The 25665-nt window shown below is 55.0% G+C and carries 20 protein-coding genes; 14 read left to right on the forward strand and 6 right to left on the reverse strand.

Annotation, left to right across the window (positions count from 1 at the left end):
- Positions 1-9: 9 nt before the first annotated feature.
- Complete coding sequence (locus GX839_01730) at positions 10-954, reverse strand: ABC transporter ATP-binding protein (GenBank protein NLB04188.1); 945 nt, start codon at positions 952-954, stop codon at positions 10-12.
- Positions 938-1357, reverse strand: coding sequence for a GntR family transcriptional regulator (locus GX839_01735; protein ID NLB04189.1), 420 nt, complete (start codon positions 1355-1357; stop codon positions 938-940). The genes GX839_01730 and GX839_01735 overlap by 17 nt, the downstream gene beginning before the upstream one ends.
- A gap of 150 nt (positions 1358-1507) precedes the next feature.
- Between GX839_01735 and GX839_01740 the strand changes: the two genes are divergently transcribed.
- Together GX839_01740 and GX839_01745 are read left to right on the forward strand one after the other, a co-directional pair.
- A complete protein-coding gene (locus tag GX839_01740; protein NLB04190.1) occupies positions 1508-2698 on the forward strand; it encodes a hypothetical protein in 1191 nt (396 codons plus the stop codon).
- Positions 2699-2710: 12 nt separating this feature from the next.
- Positions 2711-3739, forward strand: coding sequence for an NADH:flavin oxidoreductase/NADH oxidase (locus tag GX839_01745; GenBank protein ID NLB04191.1), 1029 nt, complete (start codon positions 2711-2713; stop codon positions 3737-3739).
- A gap of 129 nt (positions 3740-3868) precedes the next feature.
- Here GX839_01745 and GX839_01750 read toward each other — a convergent pair whose 3' ends face one another.
- From GX839_01750 to GX839_01760, 3 genes are all read right to left on the reverse strand, one after another.
- On the reverse strand, positions 3869-6499 hold the full coding sequence (locus GX839_01750) for an NADP transhydrogenase subunit beta (GenBank protein NLB04192.1): 2631 nt from the start codon (positions 6497-6499) through the stop codon (positions 3869-3871).
- Positions 6496-6795 (reverse strand): NAD(P) transhydrogenase subunit alpha, encoded by a 300-nt coding sequence (locus GX839_01755; GenBank protein ID NLB04193.1) that lies wholly within the window; start codon positions 6793-6795, stop codon positions 6496-6498. Before GX839_01755 ends, GX839_01750 begins: the two co-directional genes overlap by 4 nt.
- 86 nt (positions 6796-6881) lie before the next feature.
- Positions 6882-8048, reverse strand: a complete 1167-nt coding sequence (locus GX839_01760) for an NAD(P) transhydrogenase subunit alpha (GenBank protein NLB04194.1) — start codon at positions 8046-8048, stop codon at positions 6882-6884.
- Positions 8049-8226: 178 nt separating this feature from the next.
- On the opposite strand from GX839_01760, the gene GX839_01765 reads away from it, so the two are divergent.
- Positions 8227-10494, forward strand: coding sequence for an FAD-dependent oxidoreductase (locus GX839_01765; GenBank protein ID NLB04195.1), 2268 nt, complete (start codon positions 8227-8229; stop codon positions 10492-10494).
- 12 nt (positions 10495-10506) lie between these two features.
- Positions 10507-11652 carry a Gfo/Idh/MocA family oxidoreductase gene (locus GX839_01770; protein ID NLB04196.1) on the forward strand — a complete coding sequence of 382 codons (1146 nt, stop codon included), beginning with the start codon at positions 10507-10509 and terminating at the stop codon, positions 11650-11652.
- Here the strand turns inward: GX839_01770 and deoC are convergent.
- The gene (gene deoC / locus GX839_01775) at positions 11643-12305 is read right to left on the reverse strand and encodes a deoxyribose-phosphate aldolase (GenBank protein ID NLB04197.1); all 663 of its coding nucleotides are present in this window, start codon (positions 12303-12305) and stop codon (positions 11643-11645) included. The genes GX839_01770 and deoC overlap by 10 nt on opposite strands.
- 182 nt (positions 12306-12487) lie before the next feature.
- Between deoC and GX839_01780 the strand changes: the two genes are divergently transcribed.
- The 10 genes from GX839_01780 to fusA all read left to right on the forward strand — a co-directional run bounded on the left by GX839_01780 (position 12488) and on the right by fusA (position 25664).
- Entirely contained in the window at positions 12488-14239 is a 1752-nt protein-coding gene (locus GX839_01780; GenBank protein NLB04198.1) for an ABC transporter ATP-binding protein, read from the forward strand.
- Positions 14240-14384: 145 nt separating this feature from the next.
- Positions 14385-15629, forward strand: coding sequence for an adenosylhomocysteinase (locus GX839_01785; protein ID NLB04199.1), 1245 nt, complete (start codon positions 14385-14387; stop codon positions 15627-15629).
- 26 nt (positions 15630-15655) lie between these two features.
- Positions 15656-16858: a BMP family ABC transporter substrate-binding protein gene (locus GX839_01790; GenBank protein NLB04200.1), complete on the forward strand. Its 1203-nt coding sequence runs from the start codon at positions 15656-15658 to the stop codon at positions 16856-16858.
- Between the two features lie 94 nt (positions 16859-16952).
- The gene (locus tag GX839_01795) at positions 16953-18497 is read left to right on the forward strand and encodes an ABC transporter ATP-binding protein (protein ID NLB04201.1); all 1545 of its coding nucleotides are present in this window, start codon (positions 16953-16955) and stop codon (positions 18495-18497) included.
- Positions 18494-19591, forward strand: coding sequence for an ABC transporter permease (locus GX839_01800; GenBank protein NLB04202.1), 1098 nt, complete (start codon positions 18494-18496; stop codon positions 19589-19591). The genes GX839_01795 and GX839_01800 overlap by 4 nt, the downstream gene beginning before the upstream one ends.
- A 22-nt stretch (positions 19592-19613) precedes the next feature.
- The gene (locus tag GX839_01805) at positions 19614-20573 is read left to right on the forward strand and encodes an ABC transporter permease (protein NLB04203.1); all 960 of its coding nucleotides are present in this window, start codon (positions 19614-19616) and stop codon (positions 20571-20573) included.
- Between the two features lie 156 nt (positions 20574-20729).
- Entirely contained in the window at positions 20730-21983 is a 1254-nt protein-coding gene (locus GX839_01810) for an ATP-binding protein (GenBank protein ID NLB04204.1), read from the forward strand.
- Positions 21984-22509: 526 nt separating this feature from the next.
- A complete protein-coding gene (rpsL, locus tag GX839_01815) occupies positions 22510-22935 on the forward strand; it encodes a 30S ribosomal protein S12 (protein ID NLB04205.1) in 426 nt (141 codons plus the stop codon).
- A 146-nt stretch (positions 22936-23081) separates the two neighbouring features.
- The gene (gene rpsG / locus GX839_01820) at positions 23082-23552 is read left to right on the forward strand and encodes a 30S ribosomal protein S7 (GenBank protein NLB04206.1); all 471 of its coding nucleotides are present in this window, start codon (positions 23082-23084) and stop codon (positions 23550-23552) included.
- A gap of 36 nt (positions 23553-23588) precedes the next feature.
- On the forward strand, positions 23589-25664 hold the full coding sequence (gene fusA / locus GX839_01825; protein NLB04207.1) for an elongation factor G: 2076 nt from the start codon (positions 23589-23591) through the stop codon (positions 25662-25664).
- The last annotated feature ends 1 nt before the right edge of the window (position 25665 follow it).

Consider the following 25665-nt stretch of genomic DNA (forward strand, 5'->3'; position numbering starts at 1 on the left):
TTAAGCCCTTTAAGCCAGAAGATCGCTGACTGCGTACGATTTGAGGCTGAGTTCGTAAATGAAGACCTCCTCCAGGGAAAGCGGCAAGACATCGAGCAATAAGGGATGCAGCTCCTCAAGCACTCGGTGGATCTCTTCTTCGGAGCTTCGCGCCAGGATCTCGATCAGCGATCCCCTGGTACGGAATTGCAGGATGTCGAGCCCCCGTTCCCGTAAATGGCTTTCAGTCACTGGCTGCGGAAAGGCAGCCTGAATCTTCACGATGCTCAGGCGCAATTTGTCCAGCTCTTCAACAAAAAGAAGCCCTCCCTGGTGTAAAAGGCCGACATGGTCACAGAAATCCTCCAGTTCACGCAGGTTCTGCGATGCAATCAAGACCGTCAAATGGCGGTCTGCCACCTGGCGGGCGAGGATGCGCTTCAGGTTTTGCCGCATGACGGGATCCAGCCCGTCAAAGGCTTCGTCCAGCAGAAGCAGACTGGGATTACAGGCGATTGCCAGCAGGACGGCTGCCTGGCGCTGCATTCCGCGCGACATGCGATCCAGCCGGTCATTTTCCCCCAGGGGAAAGATGGCAAGCAATTCCTCATAAAGTGCCTGGTCCCAACCCAGGTAAAGCGAGCGGTTGAATTTTGACATCTTGTACAGGGTGTCAAAATGAAAGAAAGGCTGATCGGAAACAAACTGGATTTCCTGTTTGGCCCGCGCGTTTTCATAGACAATCTGTCCACGGTAGAGCATCCGTCCGGCCGTCGGCTTGTAGACACCGGCTGCCAACCTGAGAAAAGTTGACTTCCCCGCTCCATTGGAGCCGATCAGACCGAAAATGGACGATCCCTCGATCGAGCAGGATACCCGGTCCAGTGCCTTAACCGGTCCGAAGTGCTTGCTGAGCCTGTCCGCGGTCAGAATCTGTGCTTTTTCCTCTGTTTGGATTTCAGTTTCCGATGCCATGATCTAATTCGCCTTTCTTGCCCTTAGCTTTGAGTTCCTCTTCAATGGTGCCATCCAGAAGCCGGTGCAGCTCCTCCGATGAAATCCCGGCCAGCCAGGCCAGATGGGTGGCTGAGCGAAAGATGCGGCGGATTTCTTCTTTTTCCAGCTCTTTATTTTCGGGAATGTCGGATAGATAATTGCCTTTGCCCGGAACAGCATAAATCAGGTTTTCCTGTTCCATCTCTCCGTAGGCTTTTTGAACCGTGTTGGGGTTGATGCCTAGCTCTGACGCCAGCTGTCTCACCGAGGGAAGCTGGTCGTGCGCCTTGATCAGGCCGAGCGCGGCCATCCGGCGGAAGGAAGCCTTTAGCTGAAGATAGATCGGCACACCGCTTTGCAAGTTGATCTCCGGATAGACCATGCCATGTTTCTCCTGTAATTGTCCCAACCGTACTAGTTCAAACAGTACAGTTAGGATACAGCAACCCACCTTTCCTGTCAACTATTTAACTGCTGGAATCCGGCCATCCTTGGTTATAATGAAAAAGCTAACCATGATGGGAGGTGGATGATGGAAGCCGAAAACCGGGCGGCCCTGGAAGCAGTTTTTGACAGACTCAGGCGCTCATCCGTTTTGACAGCCAGGGTCAGGATGGCATGGAAACAAGCGGACGGATCCTTTCTTTTTGCCAGCAGGGACGCCAGCTCCACTGAGCGGCTGACGGCGGATGAACTGGCCGGTCGTGAACCGGTCATGGCCTCCCTATTCCGTGTCCGCTCAGATGCGGACGCGGTGCTTCGATCCCTTCCCGACTACGCCGGCGACACAGTCCACATCCGGAATTTCCTTTCTTTTGCGCCTGCCTTGGATGACGCAGCCAGCCTGATTGGCACCCGGATCGTTCTGGCGGGAAGTGACCAGCTCCGGCGGGTATTGACTGCCATGCGAAAACGAAACGCCTGCATCATTCGTCCGTCCAAAGATGGCAGGGAACCGGAAGCTTATGTCCTGGCTTTGGGCAAGACACCAGCCCAGGCTGTTGCCGTGACAATGGCTTTGGAGAGGGCCTGCCAGGCCCTGATTGAAGGGTCCCTGCTCGGCGGAGTCAAGCGGATCAAGCCGTGGGCAGCAGCCTGGAAACGGCTGACCTTTTTGCGCGAAAAGGCGATTGAAAGTGCTCCTTCAGAGATTCCTCCGGGGGAGCTTGAAAAACGGGAGGCAATTGCCCGCTGCGTCAACCAGCTCCTCGGAGAAAATTTGATTCAGGCAGCAGTGGGCGCTGTTTCACTCCGATTAGATGAACAACACTTGCTGATGACTCTTTCAGGTGACTGGCAGCATTCTTTATCGCCCCGCGATTCCTTGCGCGTCAACCTGGAATCGCTCGAAAATGACCGGGCCATAAAACCTTTCCCGGATATGAAAATTCACGCAGCACTGATGAAACGCTATCCACGCCTTCAATGCATCATCCTTACCCGGGCTCCGGCAACCGGTGTCTTTGCGGCCTGCCGGCAGCCGGTCCCAGTGGTCCGTCCGCAGGATCAAGAACTGTTGGGGGATGGGACCGGCTTTGCCCCTGTCCGTATTCCCTCAATTATGAAGGCACTTGCCCGATCGGGATCAGGGACCTGCATCCTGGGCAACCGGGGAGCACTTGCTGCAGGAGAATCCGAGGAAGAAGCCATGGCGAGATGCAGGAGCATGGAGACAGCGGCCCGCTGTTGTCTTGATTCCAAGGCCAGGGAACTGAGAGGCTAGAGGGGAGAGAAAATGAAATTACTGGAAACTTTCCAAGTGAAAAACCTGACATTAAAGAACCGGATCGTCATGCCGCCCATGTGTACTTACGCCGCAGATTCAAAGGGTTTGGCCAATGACCGCCACCTGATCCACTACGCTTCGCGGGCGGCCGGCGGCACCGCCTTGATCATTGTTGAGGCGACTGGTGTACGCCCCGACGGGCGGATCACCGACCGTTGCCTGGGCATCTGGGATGATTCCCAGGTGGAAGGTCTGCGAAGAATCGTCAACGCCTGCCATGCCGAGGGCGCCATGGCAGCCATTCAGTTGAACCATGCCGGCCGAAAGTGCACAGCCTGTCCGGATCAAGGGGATTACACCCTTGCGCCCAGTGCCATTGCCTTTGACTCAACCTACCGGCTGCCCCGAGAGATGAATCAGGAGGACATGGATCAGGTTAAGGAGGCCTTTTGTGACGGCGCCCGGAGGGCTCATGCTGCCGGTTTTGACGCCATCGAGATTCACGCAGCCCACGGTTTTCTCTTAAGCAGCTTCTTTTCTCCAGTGACCAACAGGCGTAAGGATCACTACGGCGGGAGCCTGGAGAACAGAGCCCGTTACCTGCTGGAAGTTCTGGAAGCGGTGCGTGTCTCCTGGCCCGGGGAAAAAGCCATTTTATTCCGGCTTTCGGCCACGGACTACCTGCCCGGCGGGACCAGTGTGGATGACACCATCTGGCTGGTTAACCAGGCGAGTTCCTTGATCGATATCGCCCATATAAGCTCGGGCGGGATCGCGTCCCTACCCATTGATGTCTTTCCCGGCTATCAGCTTCCTTTGGCTGAGGCGGTGAAAAAAAACTGCGGGCTCCCTGTCATTGCGGTGGGCGGAATCAGGCAGGCGGACATGGCGGAGGAAATTTTGGGCAACGGCCGGGCAGACCTGGTTGCCTTGGGAAAAGAGCTGCTGCGCAATCCCTTCTGGGTGGCCCAGACCGCCTGGGAAAGGGGCCATGACATTTGCTGGCCGGAGCTGAGCCGGACGGCCTTTGAAGAATGATGTATCTGCAAAAAGGCTGTTAAATCGACCCGCAAGGCATCAAAAGACGACCGGCTGAATCAGCAAAAAATCTGTCCGAAGTGAAGGCCGCCCCAGGGCGGCCTCCTCGTGGTCGTAACTGTGATTCGCTCAACACTTGCGGTAGGCCCGGATCAGGGCGTTCAATGTTTCCTTGGCATCTCCCAGCAGGAGCGCAATACCGGAACGGTATGACTCGTCGTAGAGAGGATTGTCGACACCCGCATAGCCGGGCAGTTTATCAAAGTTGCAGATAATGATGTGTTTGGCCTCCTCGACGTTGAGGATGGGCATACCGTAGATGGGCGTTCCCTCCGCCGTATTGGCTGCCGGATTGACCACATCGTTGGCTCCGATGATCAGAGCGACATCGGTTTTGGCAAATTCTTCGTTGACGTCCTGCATTTCATGGAGTTTGTCGTAGGGGACATCGACTTCTGCCAGGAGGACGTTCATGTGGCCCGGCATCCTGCCCGCCACGGGGTGAATAGCGAATTTTACCTCTTTGCCTTCCTGTTCCAGTTCAGTCATCAGTTGTTTGACGAGTGACTGCGCCTGGGAGAGGGCCATGCCGTAACCGGGTACGATAATGACGCTCCGGGCCTCATTCAGCCATTTGCCGCCCAGCTCCTCCGGCGCGGATTCCTCCCCGGCCGGTGCCTTCGGTACCTGGCAGACCCGGAAGGCCTGGATGATGGCATTCAGGGTGTCTTTGGCGTCACCCAGCATGAGAGCGACGTGATCCTCGCGTCCTTCATCATAGAGCGGGTTGTCGACGCCGGCATAGCCCGGAAGTTTGTCGAAGTTGCAAATAATGACGTGCCTGGCGTCTTCGACATCCAGGATGGGCATGCCGTAAATGGGTGTTCCCTCTGCCGTGTTGGCAGCCGGGTTGACCACATCATTGGCGCCGATAATGAGCGCCACGTCTGTTTCTTTGAAAGCGGGGTTGATCTCGTCCATTTCCCGGAGCTTGTCATAGGGAATATCGACCTCGGCCAGGAGAACGTTCATGTGCCCCGGCATCCTGCCGGCGACCGGGTGGATGGCAAATTCAACCTGCTTGCCTTCCTGCTCCAGCTCAGTCATCAACTGCTTGACGGTTGACTGTGCCTGGGAGAGGGCCATGCCGTAACCCGGCACAATGATGATCTTCTCCGCTTCCCGGAGCCAGAAACCGCACTGGAGTTCAGGAGTCAAGATACCCTTATCGGGATCTTCTTCCTCTCGTTCCAATCCCCCTTCGCGGTAGGATTTCATGATGGCGTCAAGCGTTTCCTTGGCATCTCCCAGCATGAGGGCGATGTGATCTTCGCGACCCTCATCATAGAGTGGATTGTCGACACCCGCATAGCCGGGGAGCTTGTCGAAATTGCACATGATGACTTTTTTGGCGTCTTCGACATCCAGGATGGGCATGCCGTAAATAGGTGTTCCCTCTGCTGTGTTGGCAGCCGGGTTGATCACATCATTGGCGCCGATGACGATGGCGACATCCGTGTCCTTGAACTCATCGTTAATATCCTGCATCTCATAGAGCTTGTCGTAGGGAATGTCAACTTCAGCCAGTAGGACATTCATATGGCCGGGCATCCTGCCCGCCACGGGATGAATGGCGAATTTGACCTCCTTGCCTGCTGCTTCCAGCTCGGTCATCAGCTGCTTGACGGTCGATTGAGCTTGGGACAGAGCCATGCCATAGCCTGGCACGATGATAACGCGCTCGGCATCGCGGAGCCAGCATCCGCAGGATTCCCCGGGCGACATGGCAGCCGCGGGAAGACCTTTGGTTTCCTTCCCCGCTGGATCAGGTACTTTCGGCCGTCCTGCCGGTTTTCCGGCCGCCGATGTCTTGCCGAGCAGAATGTCAAAGAGCTTGCGGTTCATGGCCCGGCACATGATCTGAGTCAGAAGGAGGCCGGAGGCACCGACGACACCCCCGACAGCCACCAGAAGAGGATCGGCGATGGCCATGCCGGCGATGGATCCGGCTACACCGGACAAAGAATTGAGCAGGGAGATGGTGATGGGCATATCAGCGCCGCCGACCCGGATGGCGAAGATGACACCAAAGGCGCCGGATAACAGGGCGCAAAGGATGATCAGGACTGCTTTCAGGACAGGCGCTGCCAGGATAGCGGGAAAGACCAGCAGGATCACAGTGACAAGCGACAAGATCAGAGTCAGGGCCGTCCAGACAGGGTGCTTTTTCAGGACAATGGGGCGCTGTGGGAGAAGATGATGGAGTTTGCCCGCTGCCACCAGGCTGCCCGTTAAAGTCAGTGATCCGACAAAGATGGCAAGCCCGGCGGTTGCCAGCGAAAAAACCGTTTCGCCTGGCTTGGCCGCGATCAGGGTCAGGATGCCGGCCAGCATGGAGGCACCGCCCCCGAAGCCATTCAGCAGGCCGACCATCTGTGGCATCTGGATCATCTTGACCTTGACGGCGATCAGGATGCCGATCAGGAGCCCGACCAGCATAGCTGCCCAAAGTTCAATGAAACTGAATATGCCGAAATACCAGAGTGTCAGCACAATGGCCAGCAGCATGCTGACGGCTCCCATGGCATTGCCCGCCACAGAGGTTTCAACCCGGCTCATCATGGAGATGCCGACCAGGACGGCGACGGTCAGAATTCCCGCAGCCACGTAGTAGACAATATTCTCAGCCGTTGAAGCCTGTTCGGCCACCAGGAGAGCGGGCAGGAAAGAGATCTTGGAAAGAATCGCAGAAAGAATCATTTTTCAGCCTCCTCCTTGCTCCCGTGGAACATGCGGAGCATGCGGTCGGTCACTCCGAAACCGCCAACCACATTGATGGTGGCAAGGACAATGGCGATAAAACCCATGATCTTGCTGCCCCAGTGGGCAGCCGCAGCTGTCGCAGCCAGACACCCCAGAACCGTGACACCGGAGAAAGCGTTCATACCAGACATCAGCGGTGTATGAAGCAAGCTGGGAACGCGGTTGATAATCTTGTAGCCGATCAGGGTAGCCATGATGAATACGGCGATCAGGATGCCCTGTGTTGTTGTCATAGCAAACTCCTTTAATTCAGTGCAGAGCACTTGTTGACGCAGAAAAATGCCGCACCCCGCGGGGTGCGGCATCCCTGGCGTTCATGTTAATGACCAAGTGCGGCGAATGCCTCCAGTGTCCCTTGATGGACAACCTTGCCCCCGTGCGTGGTCAAGGCGCTTTTAACGATGTCATCATCCATATCCAGATGGATCCTGCCGTCCTTGATCAGGTAGGAAAGCAGATTGTAGACATTTTGCGAGAACATCCAGGTGGAACTCGTAGGCAAGAGGCCCGGCAGGTTTTTAATACCGACCAGAGTCACACTGTGTTTGACTTCGATGGTTCCCGGCGGCGTGATCTCGCAGTTGCCGCCCTGGTCGATGGAGATGTCAACGATGACTGAACCCGGCTTCATGATTTTTACCATTTCCTCCGTGATCAGGGTGGGAGCCATTTTGCCCGGTACCAGGGCTGACAGGAAGACGATATCCATGTCCTTGATGTGCTCTGTCAGAATGCGGCGCTCCTCTTGCAGGCGCTCCTCGGACAGGGCCAGAGCGTAACCGCCTTCCCCGATGGCTTCTTCAGCCGGGACGCCCAAATCGATCACTTTGGCCCCCAGCGACTGGGCCTGTTCAGCCGCGTCCGGCCTGATGTCTCCGGCGTAGACGATGGCCCCGAGGCGTTTGGCAGTCGCAATGGCCTGGAGTCCCCCGACCCCGGCGCCAATGACCAGGGCATTGATGGGTTTGATCATGCCAACTGCGGTAAAGATCTGAGGTACAAAATGCGGCAGTTCATTGGCAGCGATCAGGATGCCCTTGTAGCCGGCGCAGGTGCTCATGGAGGTGAGTGCGTCCATGGCCTGGGCACGCGTGATGCGCGGGATCCCGTCCAGGGTGATACTGGTCACTCCCCTGGAAGCCATATGCTTGACCATCTCGTGGTTGGCGGGGGCGGCCGGGTGGATGAAGGTAATGAGGGTCTGTCCCTCATGCATCATGTCCACTTCATGTTTTCCTTTTTCTTTGTTGAAAAGGGGTTCCTTAACCTTGAGAATGACGTCTGCCTGTTCAAAAATCCTGCAGACGTCATCAATCACTTGCGCTCCCGCGGCCACGTAGTCCGGATCGTGGTAGAAGGCTCCCTCTCCGGCATTTTTTTCGACCAGGACGGTCAAACCGTCACCGACCATTTTGGCGACTGTTTCAGGCGACGCGGCGACGCGACGCTCCCCAGGCATAATTTCCTTTGGGACACCGATAATCATTTGTTCACCTCCAGTTTTGGTTCGTGGATTTCAACCGACTGTATGTTAACAGTAAATAGGTGAATTGACAATGTAGATAAAGAGTCAACCCGCGATTGCCTTCACTTGGTTTTCCAGCCGGACGGACTGCGGATACATGGTATGATTTTTGGTAGATTTGAAGGGGAGGTGTGAGAGCATGGAGAAGTATCCCGAATCTTTGCTGACTGAGTGGCTCAGCGATACAGGCAACTGGTTTCTTGATCCCGAAAAAGAGGCGTCAGGGCGGATGACTCAGCTCCTTTATCCGTATAAGGCCATGTTTTCACCCCTGCAGGTCAACGGGATCACTTTGAAAAACCGCCTGGTCATGGCGCCCATGGGAAATATCTCCATGGCGGAGGAAACGGGCCGGCCCGCCTCCTCCATGATTGCCTATTATGAAGAGCGCGCCAAAGGCGGCGCCGGCCTGATCACCTCCGGTCTGGTTCCGGTTTCGTTCGGCATTGACCCCTCCCTGACCGAACCAGGCCACCTCACCTATTTCCCAAGAATTCTGGGGAGCCGGACCTATTTTGCCGGCTGGCGTGATCTGGCCCATGTCATTCATGCCGCCGGGAGCCATTTTTTCATCCAGCTTTCAGCAGGCCTGGGCCGTGTCGGCAACCCTCAGTGCCTGGTGAATCAGCACAGATTCCCTGTCTCTTCATCCTTTAATCCAAACTTCTATTTGCCCGGTGTTCCCTGTCTCCGCCTGCCGGGCAGAAAGCTGAAACAGATCATCCGGAATTTCGGCCAGGCCGCGGCCGACGCGAAAACAGCCACCATTGACGGTGTTTACCTGCATGGCCATGAGGGTTACCTCCTGGAGCAGATGGCCAATACTGCCTTCAACCGGAGAAAACTGGGACCCTACGGCGACTGGCAGCGCTTTGGTCTGGAGGTGGTGCGTGAGATCCGAAAGCGGACGGGACCGGATTTTCCCATCATGTACCGGATCGACCTGTCGCTTGCCCTGAAGGCGGTCTATGGTGAGCGGATGAGTACCGTCCGGCCGCTTCGCAAGTTTAAAAAGGAGCGCACCCTGGAGAAGTCGCTGGACTACATGAAAAATCTGGTCACGGCCGGCGTTGACCTTTTCGATGTGGATCTTGGCTGCTATGACAACTGGTGGCTGCCGCATCCCCCGTCAACCATGAAGCCCGGCCTTTTTCTCGAGGCGGCAGCCCTGGTCAAAGAATTTTTCGAGGAGGAGCAGCTTGTTTCAAACCAGGGCCTGCCCATACCGGTCGCGGCCGTTGGAAAACTCGGCTTTCCCGACCTGGCTGAGAAAGCGCTGGCTGACGGCATGTGTGATCTGATCATGCTGGGCCGCCCGCTCCTGGCCGACCCTCAGTGGCCTAACAAGACTTACGCCGGGCGCGTCACAGACATAAGGCCTTGCATTGGCTGCCAGGAAGCCTGTGTCAATGAATTTGTTGAAGGCGGCCACCCCATGTGTGCCGTCAATCCCCGGACTTCTTTCGAATCAAGCTTGCCGGAGGTGCCTGCGCCTGCCTCCCATGTAAAGAAAATCGCTATCGTCGGAGCCGGTCCGGCAGGTTTTGAATGCGCTATGGCCGCCCTGGACCGGGGCCATGAGGTTCATCTCTTCGACAAGCAGGCCGGTGTGGGAGGCATGGTCCGTCTCGGGTCGGTTCCCGCTTTTAAGCGCGATCTTCGCAATTACCTGGAGTGGATGGAGCGGACAGCAGCAAAAGCCGCGCGTGACAAACCGCATTTTCTCTTGAGACCGGGCACGGAGGCGACTCTCCGGGTCCTGACGGAAGGACAGTATGACAGCATTGTCTGCGCGACGGGGAGCCGGGAGACAATTCCCGATGTGGAGGGGGTTGATCTGGCAGTTACCGCCAGGCAGCTTCTGGAGGATCTCTCTCTCCTTGCCGGCAGGCAGAAAATCTTTGTGGCCGGCGGCGGCAGCCTGGGCTGTGAGATTGCTTACCTGGCGGCATCGGAATATGGCTTGAAAGTCACAGTCGCCGAGACTCTCCCCCATTTCATGCAGGGAATTTGCACCGCCAACCGTGGCCACCTGATCCATGAACTCGAAAAATACGGGGTTGAATTAATGAACTGTACCAGTCTGGAACAGATTGAGTTTGGGCGCGTGACTGTCCGCACCAACCTGTCACCAACCGTTCCCGATCCCTACAACACCTGGGAACCGCTCCTGCCCGATAATGTTCCCAACCCTCTGGCCAGGCAGCTGAAAATGGAAATGGAAACCCGCCAGCTGGAGGCGGATCTGGTCGTGATCGCCACGGGCAGCGAATCTGACCGGGAGCTCTACCGGCTCCTGGTTGACAACTATGCGGCGCCGGAAATCCGCTTGATCGGTGACGCAGGATCGCCCCGCATGATCACGGAGGCCGTGCGGGCAGGCTACCGCACGGGGATCAGTTTGTAAGAGGGCGGTCAGATGGCTAAAAGGCAAAAACCGGATCGTCCCCTGCGCCTTGTCATGGTTGGCTGCGGCCGGGCTTCCCGGGCCCATCTCAAAGCAATCAGCTATTTTGAAAAGCGGGGTTTTTTGTCGCTGGAAGGCTTGGTCGACCGTGACCGTCTGATGATGGAGGAAGTTCTCAAAAACCGCGGACCACGCCTGCCCCAACCCCATCTTTCTCACGACGCGGAGACCCTGTTTCGAAAATTCTCTTTTGACATTGCTGTCATCGCGACTCCCCCTCCAACCCATGGTCCGATCGCCATGAGGGCACTGGAGGCCGGCCTGCATCTGGTGATTGAAAAACCGCTGACCCTCGATCTGGACCAGGCGGACCAGCTGATTTCGGAGGCAAAAGCGCGTGAACGTATCCTGGCTGTGGGAATGAAATACCGCTACTTTCCCGGTGTCGGCGATATACGGGCTTTGATTCAGGGCGGTTTCCTGGGTGAGGTGCTCTATGGTGTGACCTCTGTGCGATGGGGGCATGATCAGTCCTATTACGACCAGGCTGCCTGGTTCGGAACCTGGGAAGCGGAAGGCGGTGCCTTGATGAACCAGAGCATCCATGGACTTGATCTGATGGCATACCTGATGGACGCACGCCCTCTTGAAGCAACTGCGGTCCTGGCACGTCAGTGCCACGACATGGAGGCCGCCGATCTTGTTTCAGGGATCCTGACACTTGAAGGCAACCGTTACCTGCTCCTGGAGGGGACCACCAACACTGACCCCGGCCGCCAGGAGGCTTCCTTCTTTCTCCGCTGTGAAAAAGGGACTGTCCGTGCAGGCTTTGCCGGGGGCCATCAGTCGGTTTCCGTCAAATTGGATCAGGGCAGGGAGCTCGCCAACAAGCTTATCCTGAAAGCAGTCTTCAGCCAAATCCACCGCGAAGGCATGGGCATTGTCAGACAAATGGGCAACCCTTATACGTTTCTTTACGCCGACCTGCTGGATGCCATCACGGAGAAAAGACCGCCGGTCGCGCCGGGTGAAGCAGGCCGCGAATCGCTTGCCAGTGCTCTGGCGCTTCTGCAGTCGGGCAAGGAGAAGCGGACCGTTACCTGCCCGCCTTCCGGCTTTCACCTCAGGGAAATGACCGGTCTTTTTGATCAGGCCTGATCGCCAAGCTGCCTTGCCAGTTTGACCAGACTGGAGGCGCCAAGTCTTGTGGCGCCGAGATCCATGAGTATCTTCGCGTCTTCAAGCGTCCGGATACCCCCTGATGCCTTAATACCCACCTGCGGTCCCACATGCGCCTTAAAAAGACGGATGTCATCGGCAGTTGCGCCTCCGGAACCGAAGCCGGTCGAGGTTTTAATGAAATCAGCCCCGCTGTCGGTGACGATCCGGCATAAATGGATTTTCTCCTGGCCCGTCAGTTCACAGGTCTCGACGATAACCTTTAATACAGTGTCTTCGCAGAGATCGCGGATCTGCTCAATTTCATCCTGGACAAGTTCCCAAAGACCGTCTTTGACCCAGCCAAGATTGATGACCATGTCGATTTCATCAGCCCCGCTTTCCAGCGCATCCTCTGTCTCGAAGAGTTTGGATCCGGTCGTGTCATAGCCTGTGGGGAAACCGACAACGGTGCAGATGGGGAGTCTGCCCCTGACATAAGAGGCTGCCTCGTAAACATAGGAGGGGGGGATGCAGGCGGAGGCGCAACCGAATTCCAAGGCCTCCTCCAGGAGCAGTTCAATTTCCTTCCAAGTCGCGGCCGGCCGCAAGAGGGTGTGGTCGGTGGCGGCCAGAATTTTTTTGACGTCCATTTTTACCTCCCGAAAACTCTCTTGTCTCTTTTATCAGTCTACACGTTTATGCCGCCGGATGTGCCGGATTTTCACACCTTCTTGTTACAGAACTCGCTCCAATCAAATGAAATATGGTAGATTTACGAGTGGCCTGGAGCAACATTGGAAGGAAGGACGGCTCGGATCAGAGTCCTCAACGAATGACGAAAATAGAGAAAAACAAATCACTTCTGGCACGCTTTGCCTCCTACTACAAACCCTATCTTTGGCTTTTTGCGGCGGATCTTTTCTTTGCGGCCATTGAGGGTGCTGTGGGCCTCGCCTTTCCGTCCATCATCCGCTACCTGATCAATGATATCTTTACTTTGGGCGATCAGTCCCTGATCATCCCCATCCTGCTCCGGACGGCTTTTCTGATGCTGGCACTCTACATCATTGAGGCGGCAGCTCTTTACTTTGTCACCTCCTACGGCCATATTCTCGGCGCGCGGATCGAAACGGACATGCGCAGGGAACTCTTCACCCACATGGAGAAGCTTTCCTTTTCCTTTTTCGACAATACCAGCACGGGGAAAATGGTCTCCCGCTTGATCACGGACTTGAATGATATTACCGAGCTGGCCCACCACGGGCCGGAGAATGTCTTTATTTCTTTCTTTAAGTTGATTGGTTCCTTTGTCATTCTTGCCCTGATCCATGTGCCCATGACCCTGATCCTGATCTTCTTCACAGGGGTCATGGTCGCAGTTACCTTGGGCTACAGGAAAATGATGACCAGCGCCTTTATGGATAACCGGCGGAAAATTGCCGACGTCAATGCCATCGTTCAGGACAGCTTGTCGGGTATCCGGACTGTTCAGTCATTTTCAAGCGAAGACATTGAAATGGAGAAATTCCACCGAGGGAATGAAGCTTTTTATCGCTCAAAACGGCGCACTTACATGGTCATGGGGCGCTACCATACCCTGAACCGCTTCATGCAGGGCATGCTTTACCTGACCACCCTGATCGCCGGCGGTTTCTTCGTTGTCCGGGGCACGCTCAATCCGGCTGACGTGATCGCCTATGTGCTCTATATCAATATGTTCCTGGACCCCATCCGGACTCTGATCATGTTCAATGAACAATTTCAGCAGGGCATGACGGGATTCAAGCGGATGGTTCAGGTGCTGGATACGGAACCCGAAATCGCTGACCGCCCCGGTGCTGCAGATGCCGGAACGCTTAAGGGTGAAATCAGCTTTGAACAGGTTACTTTCCGATATGAGGATGAAAATGTACTCGATAACTTGTCGTTCTCAGTTGAAGCGGGGAAAACAGTTGCCCTGGTAGGCCCCTCAGGTGTGGGCAAGTCCACCATCTGCTCCCTCATTCCGCGTTTCTACGACGTGACTGAGGGCCGGGTCCTGGTCGACGGGATCGACGTGCGTGACTTCACCCTCGAATCGCTCCGCGACAACATCGCCGTTGTCCAGCAGGACGTCTACCTCTTCAACAGCTCGGTTCGCGACAACATCGCTTACGGCAACTGGGACGCCACACTTGAGCAGATCAAGGAGGCGGCCAGGCGGGCCAACATCGACGACTTCATCGAGTCGTTGCCTGATGGCTACGACACTATGGTCGGCGAACGCGGTGTGCGTTTCTCCGGCGGCGAACGCCAGAGAATTTCGATCGCCCGCGCCTTTCTTCGCAACCCGCCCATCCTGATCCTGGATGAAGCCACCAGTTCATTGGACAATATCAGTGAGCGGTACATTCAGGCGGCACTTGACGATCTGTCGCGTGACCGGACCACCCTGGTCATTGCACACAGGCTTTCAACGATCAGAAATGCCGACGAAATCCTTGTGCTTTCTGACAAGGGGATTGCGGAGCGGGGGACCCACAGTGAACTGCTGGAAAAGGACGGCGAATATGCCTTCCTTTACCGCAGCCAGTTTGAAATATAGCCGGCGAAAAGGGTCGGGCGGCCGGAAGCTGCCGGCCCCCTCTTTGGCCAACTGTCCTTGAATGCCTCATGCTGCCATGCTAAGATTTAGCTAATTCGATAAGGGAAACCAACTGCTTTCAGTTGCCCCGGGGAGCTTGTCTGGCATGTCAGAAATTTTCGATATCCATTTGAAAGACGAAGGGCTTCGGCGCATTCTTTGGGCGGAGCGCCACATGCCCATTCTTGAAACCATCCGGCACCGTTTTGAAAAAGAACAACCCTTTAAGGGGATACGTGTCTCCCTCGCGGTCCACCTGGAGGCAAAAACGGCCTGCCTTGTCCGCGCCTTTCGGCGCGGCGGGGCGGAAGTTTATGTCACCGGGTCCAACCCGTATTCCACACAGGACGCTATCTGTGCGGCCCTGGTGGCCGACGGCTGCGAGGTCAATGCCATCCATGGGGCTTCCTTCGAAAAGTACAGGGAATTCTGGAAAAAAACGTTGAGCTTGAACCCCCACATTGTCATTGATGACGGCGCTGACCTGATCAACCTGCTCATGGGCGAATGCAGTGCCTGCGCAAGTGACCTGATCGGTGCCTGTGAAGAGACGACGTCAGGAGTCCAAAGACTGCGCGCCTGGGAGCGGGAAGGAAGACTCAGTTTTCCGGTCATCGCTGTCAATGACGCTCAGTGCAAGACCTGGTTCGATAATTATTACGGAACCGGCCAGAGCACAGTCGGCGCCATCATGCGGGCGACCAACCTGATGGTTTCAGGCATGAAGGTGGTCATTGCGGGCTATGGCTGGGTGGGTCGGGGGATCGCCCGGATGCTGGCGGCCCTTGGAGCTCACGTCATCGTGACCGAGATTGATCCCATCGCGGGACTTCTGGCGATCATGGACGGCTTCACCCTGGTCAGGATGGATGAGGCGGCCAAACTGGGGGATCTGTTCATCACGGCGACCGCTTCGATTGACGTCATCACGCCCCGCCATTTCGAAGTAATGAAAGACCAGGCCATCCTTTGCAATGCCGGACACTTCAATCGTGAGATCGATCTGGTATCGCTTGAGGCCATGGCAACCAAGGTTGAGACGGTGAGGGAGAACATCACCGCTTATACATTGAGAGACGGCCGTGAGCTGCATGTCATCGCACATGGAGCCCTGGTCAATATCGCGGCAGCGGACGGCCACCCCGTCGAGATTATGGACATCTCTTTTTCGCTGCAAGCACTGAGCGCGGAGTATCTGATCCATCACCGCTCGATCCCGGCAGGCGTCCATGCCGTGCCGGAAGTGATCGACCGCCGGGTTGCGGATATCAAGCTTTCGACCATGGGAGCCGCGCTCGATCAGGAGACGGAGGCTCAAAAAGAGTACCGCCAAAAAGACTTGATCGTCTGAAAATAGAAAGAAAGAAGGAGGAATCTATGAAAACACTGTTAAAAAAATTATTGCTGGTCCTGCTGGTGATCTCCTTGATTGCCGGTGTCGCCTGCGCACCGAAGACGGAGGAGCCTGACAAACCCCCGGCAACCGAGGGAGAAGGACCGCCTGCCACCCAGGCCCCGGAAACACCGGATACTTCCCCACCCTCAGATGATGAAGAAGGCCTCAAGATCGCTATCGTCACTACTTCAGGCGTTGACGATGGTTCCTTTGGGCAGGACTGCTACAACGGTATTCTCCAGTTCATCGACAAGAATCCTTCCTCGACTGTCAAGACGGTCAAGGAGCCTGACAATGCCAAGGTCATGCAGGCTGTCGAAGATATCTTCGCCGATTACGACGTTCTGGTTCTGCCTGGCTTCCAGTTCGCACCTGTGGGAGTGCTGGCCATGGAAAATGAAGACATCCGTGTCATCCTGGTTGACAGCGCACCCACTGACGAGAACGGGGAGGAGCAGGAGCTCGATAACGTATACGGCATGCTGTTTTCCGAGCAGGAAAGCGGCTTCTTTGCCGGTGTTGCCGCCGCGCTTGAGACCAAGACAGGCAAAGTCGGTTCGGTGCACGGCATGGCTTTCCCGCCAGTCGTCAATTACCAGTTCGGTTTTGAGGCAGGTGTCAAGTACGCCAACAAGCATCTTGGAACAAGTGCGGAAATCATTTCCCTGCCCTCCTATGCGGGCACTGATGTCACGGGAGCCAATGTCGGAAGCAACTATGTCGGTGACTTCGCAGACGAGGCGACCGGTAAGATCATCGGCAATGAACTCTATGACCTGGGCTGTGACATCCTCTTCGTGGCTGCGGGCGCTTCAGGCAACGGCGTCTTCACGGCGGCCAAGGAGCGCAAAGACGTCTTCTGCATCGGCTGTGACGTAGACCAGTACGATGACGGCGATCGCGGCGATGGCACCAACATCATTTTGACTTCCGCGCTCAAGGTCATGCATCTGAACGTTGACCGTCAGCTCCAAGCCATTTTGGACGGGACTTTCAAGGGCAAAAATGAAGTGCTGACGGTACAGACTGACTCGACCGGCTACGTATCCGCCCCAGGGCGCCATCAGCTGTCGGAAGACACACTGGCCAAGCTGAAAGAGGTCTATGACAAAGTGAAAGCCGGCGACATTGTCCCGCCTGGCAACTTCACCGAGCAGACCGTGGAGGATTTCCCCGGCCTGTAAAAGGACAGGGATGAAACAGCAGACTGTTGACAGACCCGGAGCCCCCGCCGGGGGTCTCCGGGCCTCTTGTGGAGACAAGAAAGAGGGTTGAGCCATGGGAGATGCGGCCGATCATTCCGTTGTCGTTGAACTTTTGGGAATCCGCAAGCAGTTCCCGGGCGTGCTCGCCAATGATGACATTTCACTCCAGATCCGCCAGGGCGAGATATTTGCCATCTTGGGCGAAAACGGTGCCGGAAAAACAACTCTGATGAACATCCTCTTCGGACTTTACCGGCCGGATGAAGGCAAGATCCGGATCCGGGGCCGGGAGGTGGAGTTCAGTTCGCCGCGTGACGCGACGGCACTTGGAATCGGCATGGTACATCAGCATTTCAAACTGGTTGAAAATTACACCGTCGCTCAGAATATCATCCTGGGACTTGAGCCGCTCAAAAAATGGCTGGGACTTTTTCCCCTGGTCAACGAAAAGGCCGCCAACAAAGAAATCGCCCTGCTTTCCGACCACTACGGACTGAAGGTCGATCCCCGCCTCCCCGTCGGTGAGGCCAGCGTTTCGGTCCAGCAACGCGTTGAAATCCTCAAAATGCTATACAGAAAAGCCGATATCCTGATCCTGGACGAACCGACTGCCATGCTGGCACCCCAGGAGATTGAGCACCTGATTGAGGTCATCCATGAACTCCGGAGACATGGGAATACTGTTATCCTCATTACCCACAAACTGGATGAAATCAAGCGGCTGGCGGATCGCTGTGCGGTTCTTCGGCGCGGCAGGCTGGTCGATGTCTTTGACGTTGCGAGTACGGATACCGCCCATATGGCCGCCACCATGGTCGGCCAGTCTCTTGATTTTGAGATTATCAAGGAAGACCGCCCTTTCGGTGAAGTCGTGCTGGAAGTGGAAAACCTGACAGTCATGAAAGAAAGAAATGTCACTGCCGTCCGCGACGTCTCCTTCTCAGTCCGTGAAGGTGAAGTGGTCGCCCTGGCCGGCGTAGCAGGCAACGGACAGGTTGAAATCGTCGAGGCCGTCTATGGGCAGATGAAAGCATCATCCGGAAGAGTCTTGCTGAAGGGCCGGGACATCACGGGTCACTCGATCAGAACCCGGATCCGTGAGGGAATTTCCTATGTCCCCGAAGACCGCCAGAGGACGGGTCTCGTCATTGATATGACGCTTTCAGAGAATTTGGCCTTAAAAACTTATGGCCAGGCCCCTTTTTCAAAAAGAAAAGTCATGAACCGCACGGCTTTCAAGCGTCATGCCAATAAGCTGATTGAAGCTTATGATATCCGAAGCGGATCAGGTGACGCGACCATTGTCCATTCCATGAGCGGCGGCAATCAGCAAAAGGCTATTGTCGCCAGGGAAATTGACCTGGGCAACCAGCTGATCATATTTGTCCAGCCGACGAGGGGCCTCGACATTGCGGCCCGCACACATATTCACCGCCAAATCATGGAGGAACGGGCCAAAGGGCATGCTATTTTGCTCGTTTCGCTTGAGCTTGACGAAATTATGGAATTGGCCGACACCATTGGTGTCCTTTATAACGGCGTTCTGCGCAAGATTGCACCTGCCGGGGAGCTGACACTGGAGGAAGTCGGGCAATTGATGCTGGGGGTGGGAGCATGAAAAAAACGGAGAGCGGCAAAACCCTTACCGCCCGGCTGCGGTCCTCGCGCCTGCTGATCCCTTTGGCCAGCATCGTTTTGACTTTTGCCGTATTGACCATCGTCTTTGTCGCCATCGGCCGCAATCCCTTTGCTGCTATTTACAGTTTCTTCCAGGGCTCCGGGCTGGGTATGAAGCCCTCCTACTCGAAAAGCAGCAGCATGTTGACGGACTTCCTGTCCTACCTGGGTATTCTTTCGCCCATGCTTCTTGGATCGTTGGGGGTTGTTGTCGGCCTGCGCGGCGGTCTTTTCAACATAGGCGTTTCAGGCCAAATGCTGACGGCGGGCTTCCTCGCCACCATCCTGGTCGGTTATTCAAAATTGCCCCCGCCTCTTTCGATTCCGCTTGTACTGCTGATCGGGCTTCTGGCCGGTGCCGCACTTGGCGCCATGATCGGCTGGCTGAAATACCGCTTCAATGTGCACGAGGTGGTATCCAGTATCATGTTCAATTACATCGTCAGTTTTCTGACCGGCTATTTCATCAAGACCAAGTACGTTGACCCTATCATCCGCTCGTCCAGGCAGGTTGCCGCCAATGCCAGGCTTCACATCATTTTCAAGACAGCCTCAGGCCTGAAGCTGGTCATTCCAGTAAGCATCTTTATCGCGGTTGCCATGGCCTTTTTGATCCGCTTCTATCTGGAGCGGATGTCCGGCGGTTTTGAAATCCGCATGGTGGGTTTCAACCGCGAGGGTGCCGCTTACGCTGGTGTGCCCATCCGCAATGTCATGATCCGCACCATGCTGATTTCCGGTGCCCTGGCAGGTCTTGCCGGCGTGACCTATTACCTGGGCTACTATTCCACCATGGTGCCCAAAGACCTGCCTTCCCTGGGTTATGACGCCATCGCGGTGGCCTTGCTTGGCAATCTTGGTCCCGTCAGCTGCATCCTGTCTTCAGCCCTGATCACTATTTTCCAAAAGGGCGCTGTTTACATGAGTTCCGCTACCGGCGTTGTCCGTGAGATTGCTTCACTGGTGACAGGAATTCTGCTGCTTTTCAGTTCACTCGGCGTTTCAATGCGTGAACGGTCGCGCCATTACGACTAGCAGGAGGGTGAGGTGAAATATGATCGATAAAATTATCATTGACGGCCTGGCTTTCTCTCTCCCGCTCTTTGCCATGGCCATCGGGGGCATTTTCAGTGAAAAAAGCGGCATCACCATGTTGGCCCTGGAGGGTATACAGGGTTTCGGTGCTTTTTGCGGCGCGGTCGCCTTCGCCTATCTTCAGCCGGTCATCCGCGGTGGCACTCAAGTCATTGTCTACCCGGTTCTCTTCGCCGCCATGTTGGGGGGCATGATCTTTGCCCTGCTTCACGCCTACATGTCCATTCGTTTCCGGATCAATCAGGTTATCAGCGGCGTCGTTGTCAATATTCTGGCCATGTCATTGACGATCTTCCTTACCGGACTGATTAATGAAGGCCTGACAGGTGAACCATCAAATAAAATCTGGCTGGGGGCTGCCCCCCGCTTCAGCGTACCGGGGATCAGCAGGATTCCCGTAATCGGTGCCATCTTCCGCGATCTTTACATTTTTGCCCCCTTCATTGTTGTTTTCGCGGTTGTCTCGGCCATCCTGATCTATAAGACCCGCTTTGGCCTCCGACTCCGGGCTTGCGGCGAAAACCCGGAAAGCGTTGAGGCAGCCGGCTGCAGCGTTAAACGGATCCGCTATCTGGCCCTGGTCATCTGCGGCCTTCTCACAGGGCTGGGCGGCATGAATTTCGCCTTTGCCTTTTCCGCCAACTTCTCGCCCACCATCTACATGGGTTATGGTTACCTGGCCATCGCGGCCCTGATCTGCGGCAACTGGGATATCCGTCGGACGCTTCTAACCTGCCTGATTTTCGGTTTTGCCCGGTCGGGAGGTTACCAGCTCATCCTGAAGCTGGGTATGTCGAGCGATGTGTCCGACCTCCTGCTCATGATTCCTTATGTGCTGACCCTTCTGCTCCTGCTCTTCTTCTCCCGGCACAACCATCCGCCGAGTGCCCTCGGGTCGGACTATGAGTACGACCGGCGCTAGGAGAATCAAAGCGTGATCTGCCCGGTATTCTGTTGAGAATATTTACGTATTTACGTGGAAATTTGTAATAGAATTGGAAATCTGTTAGCTTAATGATGTAAATCAGGGAATATCCATGAGCTTATGAAGCGTTCGTTCGCAGGAGCCAGCCAAGTGATGCTTGTCAAGAGGGACAGATATCTCAATCAATTGATCAGGAGAAAGCATAACCGCTTGATCAAAATTATCACGGGTATCCGTCGCTGTGGGAAATCTGTACTTTTGTTTGAGCTTTTTGTTGAACATTTGCTCAGTCAAGGAGTGGACAATTCCAAAATTATCGCGATTGCTCTTGATGACAGGAGAAATCAGGCATTGCGTGAACCGGATGCATTGCTCGCTTATATTTTGAACAGGGTTAAAAGTGACGGATCCTACTATGTCCTGCTTGATGAAGTCCAGTATGTTCCCGAATTCGAAGACGTTCTCAACACTCTTCTTCATATTGGAAAAGTTGACGTGTATGTCACAGGAAGCAATTCCAGGTTTCTGTCTTCGGATATTGTGACAGAATTTCGCGGTCGCGGTGATCAAATACGAATGCATCCATTCTCTTTCTCGGAGTTTCTGTCGGGATTCAGAGGTCCCAGGGAGGAGGCTTGGCGGGAATATTACACATATGGAGGTTTGCCCCAGATCTTGACTCTGACATCTCCGGAGCAGAAGAAAAGCTTTCTTCAGTCGCTTTTTCAGTCTGTTTACGTGGCAGATATTGTCGAACGCTATAAGATTCGACATGATTCGGAAATGGTCGAGTTGTTAATGGTGCTGGCTTCTGGAATCGGTAGCTTGACCAACCCGCATAAACTTGAAAAAACCTTTCGCAGCAAGAAGAATATTTCCCTGTCCTACAACACAATTTCAAAATACCTGGAGTATCTTCAGGATGCTTTTCTTCTTGAAAAAGCGATCCGATACGACGTCAAAGGTAAACGTTACATTAACTCGCCCTATAAATATTACTTTTCTGACACCGGCTTGAGAAATGCCTTGCTGGAATTTCGCCAAACCGAAGAAAACCACCTGATGGAGAACATCCTGTTTAATGAACTGAGATTAAGGGGTTTTTCCGTAGATACAGGCCTGGTCCCGGTCCACACTAAGGATAGTCAGGGCAGGTCGCAACTTAAGCAATTTGAAATTGATTTTGTAGCGAACAAAGGTGATTTACGCTATTACATCCAGTCCGCCTATCGAATTGATACAGACCGTAAAAGGAATCAGGAGGTGCGCTCCCTGACTCATACCAATGACTCCTTCCGGAAAATTATCATTGTAGGAGATCCGATTTCTCCCTATCACGATGAGCGTGGAATCCTGAATATCGGAATTCAGGACTTCCTGTTGGGCGTACACGGTTTGCTGGATTAGATCGCCCTGCCGGGCCTGTTTTCGATTGGGGTTTGCCGGCGCGAAAGTTGGTTCAATTTCCGGCTCAAAATTCACTATCTTCACCCCAGTATAAAGATCACCCTTTTTCATTTGCAGAGGCACCCCTCCTTTCATTTCCCGGATGATGGGATTGCGGATGGTGATCCCACGGCCCATTTGGACAAAGGGATATACTTCGAGGCCTGAAATATAAAGGACTGCACGCCTTCTTTGAAACATATAATCCCATTTCCTTACAGAAAGAAAGGGTAAGCTCCTTGCGCAACTCCAATCCCAAAACATAGGATGTTGGAAAATGAGAGATTTTGAAGACCCGATTCAACCGCATTTATCGCGCGGTTGATCCTGCATCCGATGTCATGGCAGCACAAAGGACAAGGCTGCCGGGTTATCGATACCGTGCACGAGTACTGGACAAAGCAGGGTCTTCCTGCTATTATTTGTTTTCAGTCGCCCGCATTGCGGGCAACTTTATGAGCAAATCTTTACGGAAGGAGGTGTGTTGATGCCTACGTTCAACCAGTTGGTAAACAAAGGACGGAAATCGAAAAAGAGCAAGACAAACGTTCCGGCGCTGGCGTCCGGACTTAATACTTTAAAACGTCGTGCCTCGTACTATTCGTCACCGCAGAAGCGGGGCGTGTGCACGGTGGTAAAGACGACAACGCCGAAAAAACCGAATTCAGCGCTCCGCAAGGTCGCGCGTGTCCGTCTTACGAATCAGCACGAGGTTTATGCGTATATCCCGGGAATCGGTCACAACTTGCAGGAACACAGTGTGGTCCTGATCCGCGGCGGCCGTGTCAAAGACCTGCCGGGCGTCCGCTATCATGTCATACGCGGCACGCTCGATACAGCCGGTGTCTCTGATCGGAAACAGAGCCGGTCCAAGTACGGAGCCAAGCGCCCGAGAGTCGCGAAGACCAAGTAACGGCCAGCGGTTGGACAAACATGCAGGAGAACACGCCTCTTTGACCGGGCCTGTTTTTTGAGCATGACACGTGTCCATATCGTGAGTACCTGTGGTTTCGGGTTCCCATGGAAGAACCCGCATAATCATGAAAGGAGGGAAGACCATTGCCAAGGAAAGGCCATATTCCCAAAAGAGAAGTACTGCCCGACCCTGTCTACCATGACGTGCGGGTGGCAAAACTGATTAACAACGTGATGCTGGACGGCAAGAAAGACCTTGCCCAAAGCATTGTGTACAATGCTTTTGACCTGATTGAACAGCGGGCCGGCGAATCGCCGCTCGAAGTGTTCAACAAGGCCATGGAGAACGTGATGCCCGTGCTTGAAGTCAAGGCGCGCCGTGTTGGCGGATCCAACTATCAGGTCCCCATCGAAGTGCGTCCCGACAGACGTCAGACACTGGCACTGCGCTGGATTGTTCAGGCGGCACGCACCCGAAGTGAGCGCACAATGAAAGAGCGCCTGGCCAACGAACTGCTGGATGCATCCAAGCAGGCCGGGGCAGCGCACCGGAAAAAAGAAGAGATTCACCGTATGGCAGAAGCCAACCGTGCCTTTGCCCATTACAGGTGGTAAGTGACATCTTAAGGAAACTTGCAGGAGAACAAACAGATGCCCAGGGAATTCTCGCTTGAGAATACAAGAAATATCGGCATCATGGCCCATATCGACGCCGGCAAAACGACGACGACCGAACGGATCCTTTACTATACAGGGCGGATTCACCGGCTGGGTGAAACCCACGAAGGTGCCGCTACCATGGACTGGATGCCCGAAGAGCAGGACCGCGGGATTACCATTACCTCGGCCGCGACGACAACGACCTGGAAAGGGTGCCGGATTAACATCATTGACACCCCGGGCCATGTCGATTTTACCGTCGAGGTCGAAAGGTCGCTCCGCGTACTGGATGGGGCCGTCACTGTTTTGTGCGCCAAGGGAGGCGTTGAACCGCAAACTGAAACCGTTTGGCGCCAGGCTGACACTTATGGGGTTCCCCGCATCGCCTACATCAACAAGATGGATATCGTCGGAGCTGATTTCTTCCACGTCGTCAAGATGATGAAGGACCGCCTTGGTACCAACGCGGTTCCGATTCAGCTGCCTGTCGGCAAGGAAGATTCTTTTCTCGGCATTATCGATTTGATGACGATGAAGGCTGAGATTTATCAGGGAGAAGATCTGGGTAAAACCATTACTGAGGCCGATATTCCCGCGGATCAGCGGGAAGAGGCCAGGGAGTGGCGCGCCAAAATGATCGAAGCCATCTGTGAAACCGATGACGATCTGGCTGAGAAGTTTCTCAGCGATGAGGAAATTTCAGCTGAAGAGCTGAAAAAGGCACTCCGGACAGCGACCATTGCGACGGCCATCACGCCCGTGACTTGTGGTTCTTCCTACAGGAACAAAGGGGTGCAGATGCTGCTGGACGCCATGGTTGAATACCTGCCTTCGCCGGTCGATATTCCGCCGGTTGTGGGAATCGACCCGAGGAGCGGTGAGGAGCTGACACGTCCGGCCGACGACAAGGCTCCTTTCTCTGCCTTGGCCTTCAAGGTCATGACCGACCCCTATGTGGGTCAGCTTTGTTTTTTCCGAGTCTACAGCGGTACGCTGAAAGCAGGCACTTACGTAAAAAATGCGACCAAGGACAAGCGCGAGCGGATCGGGCGCATCCTGATGATGCACGCCAATCACCGTTCGGATGCCAGCGAGGTCTACGCCGGCGATATTGCTGCCGCCGTCGGCCTTCGTAACACGACTACGGGTGATACCCTGACGACTGAGCAGGCCCCCATCGTTCTTGAGAGCATGGATTTTCCGGAGCCGGTCATCTCGGTTGCCATTGAACCCAAGTCCAAGGCCAGCCAGGAGAAACTGGACGGCGCCCTGGCCAAATTGGCCGAGGAGGATCCGACCTTCAGGACCCGCGTCGATAAGGAAACAGGACAGATGATTGTTTCCGGCATGGGTGAACTCCATCTGGCTATCATTGTGGATCGGCTTTTGCGTGAATTCAAAGTTGAAGCCAACGTAGGCCAACCGCAGGTTGCCTATCGTGAGACCATTACCAGGGAAGCACGGGGTGAAGGACGATTCGTTCGGCAAACCGGAGGCCATGGCCAATATGGGCACGCCGTTATCGAGATTGCTCCGCTTGAGTCAGGCAAGGGCTTCGTTTTCGAAGACAAGACAGTCGGGGGTGTGATCCCCAAGGAATTCATTAAGTCAGTGGAAGAGGGCATCCGCGACGCCATGAACGGCGGGGTGGTTGCCGGCTATCCAGTCGTGGACCTGAAGGCGACCCTGATCGATGGTTCCGCTCATGAAGTGGATTCGTCGGACATCGCCTTCCGCATTGCCGGTTCCATGGCTTTGAGAGATGCCATGAAACACGCGGATGCTATCCTGATGGAACCCATCATGAAGGTCGATGTCATCGTCCCCAGCGAATACCTGGGTGATGTACTGGCAGACCTGAATGCCCGGCGGGGCCAGATCCAGGGAATGGAAGCGGCCCATAATGCGCAGGTTGTCGATGCCTTCGTCTCCTTGTCGGAGATGTTCGGCTACGCGACCGCTCTAAGGTCGCGAACTCAGGGAAGAGGTGTTTTTACCATGCAGGCCAGTCATTTCGAGCAGGTGCCCGAGAATGTCCGGGCCAGCATGGCGACTCACCAGCACTAGC

The organism is Fastidiosipila sp., from assembly GCA_012511175.1.
Classification (GTDB): domain Bacteria; phylum Bacillota; class Clostridia; order Saccharofermentanales; family DTU023; genus UBA4923.